This is a genomic window from Mojavia sp. (genome assembly GCF_059505145.1).
Genome location: NZ_JCACKA010000039.1, coordinates 1 through 3,633, shown reverse-complemented (window position 1 = coordinate 3,633; position 3,633 = coordinate 1). Strand labels below are relative to the sequence as shown.

Below are 3,633 nucleotides of genomic sequence, written 5' to 3'. Positions count from 1 at the left end.
TAAGCCCAAAACCTTTAGCTGGCTTGGTTTACAGGCGATTGTCGCCCCTTGAACTTCCGGCCATCAGGGCAAGGCAAAGATAAATCACTCGCCTTACCAGCTGCCATCACCCAACAGATTCAGCACAAGCAACGGACGGAAGTACAGCAGCTAAGTCGCTTTGCTCCAATTCAAAATTCAAAATTAAAAATTCAAAAAATAAGTCTTTTATTTTGAATTTTGCATTTTGCATTTTGAATTTATTGGTGAGGTGTCGCCCGAAGAACAAGAGCGTTTAGAAGCAGCAAAACAAGAAGCATTGAAACAACTCTGGTCACAGGGAGAACAGTAATATGCAACAACTCAATCTGTTTGATGAACCCGCCCCAGTTTTACCCGTTACCTACTACCCCGACTTTCTGACCATCCAAGAGGCAGGCGTACTTTATCAGCACTGCAAACAACTCGAATGGCAGCAGAATCACATCAGAATGGTGGGCAAGATTATTCCTGTTCCTCGGCTTGAGTGCATTTATGGTGATAGGGGATGTGATTACCTCTACTCCAACAGCGTGTTTCTCAAACCCCTGCCCTGGACAGAGCCACTAGCCCAACTCAGAGATAAGATTACTGCTGCCACCGGCTATAGTTTCCGCATTGTTATTGGCAATCAATACCGCACAGGCACTGATTCGATAGGATGGCACTCTGACAATGAGCCATCAATGGGGATTAACCCAGCCATTGCATCAGTGAGTCTTGGTGCAGCACGAAAGTTTCAGATTAAGCCAATCGCTGGAAAACCAACGGACTTCTGGCTAGAACACGGAAGCTTGCTCGTGATGCACCCTGGCTGTCAGTCCACACACGTCCATCAAGTACCGAAAACAAACAAGGTCGTTAGCACAAGGATTAATCTTACATTTCGACCGCACACCGGGGGGAGTAGATAGCCCTATAGCTGGCTTGTGAGATAGCCAGCACAAGCATTCTCAAAAGTTTCAATCGGCGGCATTGCACCCATGCCGCTATTTCACCATGCGTCAAAATATTGGAGGAGATATGACCAGAACAGAGACACATTTACAACAAGAGCATCTGCAAGAATGGATTGATAGCGGTGTTGACGAGGAAATTATTGCCCTGAATGTGCGATCGCTATCCGGCACAACACCTTATGACTACCTGCTCTACAGTGACAAAATCTCTCGTCGCAATGATGGACGCTTACGTGAGGGTGACTTAAAGAAGTACCAACATATTGAACATGGGGGTTGGTGGTGCAGTGGCGTTGACCCCTTGAACGATTACATTGCAATGATGTGGGGATGCTTCAAACCCAACAAGCCAAGGCGAGACCCCCAGAAAATCCACAAGCACATCAAGTACGAACACCCTTACAGAGAACAGACAAGGGCTTTGTTTTTGCGAGTCTCGAAAAAAACTTGGGTGAAAGTCTCCAATAGTTGCGGCATTCCCATAACCGATGAAGACTTAATGCACCCTTGGGGGTTCTGGCACTGGGTGTGGAAACATAATGTCCCGGTGGTTATCGTCGAAGGAGCCAAGAAAGCCGCTTGTTTACTCACTGCTGGCTATGCTGCGATCGCAATATCGGGAGTAAACGCAGGCTACCGCACCCCAACTGATGAGTACGGTCAGGCTATTGGTAAACCATCGCTCATCCCAGACCTGAAGCATTTTGCCACAAAGGGTAGACTTGTCAACATCTGCTTTGACCACGATACCAAGCCTGAAACAGTCCAACGAGTGAGAACTGCCATTAGTCGCATGGGTCGGTTGTTGATTGCCGAAGGTTGTCAGCTGCGAGTTATAGATTTACCAGGGCCAGAAAAAGGTGTAGATGATTTTGTAGTGGCGAAAGGTGGGGGTGCATTTCACGCACTATATAATACAGCCGAAACCTTGGAATTGTGGGAAATCAAGCTGTTTACTCTGTTGACTTACCCACCCGCGATCGCTCTCAACCAAAGATTTTTGGGTCAACTGATTGCACCCGTTGGCGAAAAGCTGATAATCCTCAAAGCTCCCAAGGGAACGGGTAAAACCGAATGGTTATCTGCTGAGGTTGCCAAAGCACATGACCAAGGGCGTAGGGTACTCATCATCACCCACCGCATTCAGTTGGGTGAGGCATTGTGCGATCGCTTTGGAGTGAATTATGTCACCGAAATGTATCATTCCGAAACGAGAGATTTGTTGGGCTATGGGGTGTGCATTGATTCGTTGCATCACGAGAGCCAAGCAAAATTCAACCCCAACGACTGGTCAAACGATGTCATTATTATTGATGAATGCGACCAAGTATTCTGGCATCTGCTCAACTCTGCTACAGATGTAGCCAAGCGGCGGGTATCCATACTCAAAAACCTCAAGCAACTGGTACAGAATGTCCTGGGTAGCGAACACGGGAAAATTTACCTTTCTTCCGCCGATGTTTCAGATACCGATGTCAAATACATTCTTTCACTGGCGGGAGAATATCGGGTTAATCCGTTTGTCATCGTCAACAACTATCAGCCCGTATCTGGCAACTGCTATAACTATTCTGGCACTAACCCCAAGAATTTGATTGCGGCATTGGACAAGGCGATTGCTGCTGGTGGACATCATTTATTATGTTGTTCTGCTCAAAAAGCGAAATCAAAATGGGGGTGCGATTCGTTACTTAGTGAATCACGGTAATCAGTCCGTACATAACTAAGTCAGCCCGACAGCAGATTACTGTCACAAAAGGCTGAACTCTCGGTCAGATGTAGGTGAAAGCCCTACCATTCAGACTCAGAATTGACTCCTTACCTGCCCACACCGAACAAGCTCGGTTCTTGTAGAGTGAAGCTGGGAACAGGGTGCAATCAGACGACCGTTGCGGGTTGACACTGGCGCTAACAGGGAGTTCCTATGATGAAACAGAGCCTAGAAAAGCGACTTATTGATAGGCAGGGCGCAACGCAAAACCCCTGACCTTATTGGAGTCCATTCCCGCCGAAAACCCCCATAGTATCGGTAAGAGTCAAGGGAATCCAGTAGTCGAATTGGCTACATCTAACGGAACAATCAATCTCTCCGAGGGAACGAATAAAAACGAGTTGTGGGTCTAGGGGCGGTCGAACCCCAAGTAGCCCAGACGAGCGGAGGAATCCCCACAATTCGGGTAGGACAGACCGTAACTGGTCTGAGGTGTTCAGAATACACTCACTCTAGAAGAGAAAATGATTAGACACAGTTATAAAACTAGTGAATCTTGGAAAGCCCTACCGTGGAAGAAATTCCGCCGAAATCTTTTCCGCCTTCAAAAGCGCGTGTATAAAGCGGTTCAAGTTGGAGACAAGCGGAAGGCTAGGTCACTCCAAAAGCTTATTCTTAAATCCACCTCGGCTCGATTTCTTGCAATAAGACAAGTATCTCAGCTAAATGCTGGCAAAAAGACGGCGGGTATTGATGGTAAGAAATCCCTCTCATTCGAGGAACGCTTCAACCTTGAAGAACTACTGAAAATGAATAGTGGAAATTGGAAACATCAAGGATTACGGGAAATCCCCATCCCAAAAAAGGACGGGACTACCAGAATGCTTAAGATACCGACGGTGTATCCATATTGCACCTTGATTCAATGAAGTTTAGGGATATTCT

General features: G+C 46.8%; 2 protein-coding genes and 1 pseudogene. All 3 read left to right on the top strand.

Annotated elements, in window-relative coordinates; all coding sequences use genetic code 11:
- Positions 1-332 precede the first annotated feature (332 nt).
- Positions 333-932: an alpha-ketoglutarate-dependent dioxygenase AlkB family protein gene (locus AC5JL8_RS07080; RefSeq protein WP_495879077.1), complete on the top strand. Its 600-nt coding sequence runs from the start codon at positions 333-335 to the stop codon at positions 930-932.
- 109 nt (positions 933-1,041) lie between these two features.
- Positions 1,042-2,685: a DUF3854 domain-containing protein gene (locus tag AC5JL8_RS07075; protein WP_495879076.1), complete on the top strand. Its 1,644-nt coding sequence runs from the start codon at positions 1,042-1,044 to the stop codon at positions 2,683-2,685.
- A 527-nt stretch (positions 2,686-3,212) separates the two neighbouring features.
- A pseudogene (locus AC5JL8_RS07070) lies at positions 3,213-3,590 on the top strand (reverse transcriptase N-terminal domain-containing protein); the annotation flags it as partial.
- Between the last annotated feature and the right edge of the window lie 43 nt (positions 3,591-3,633).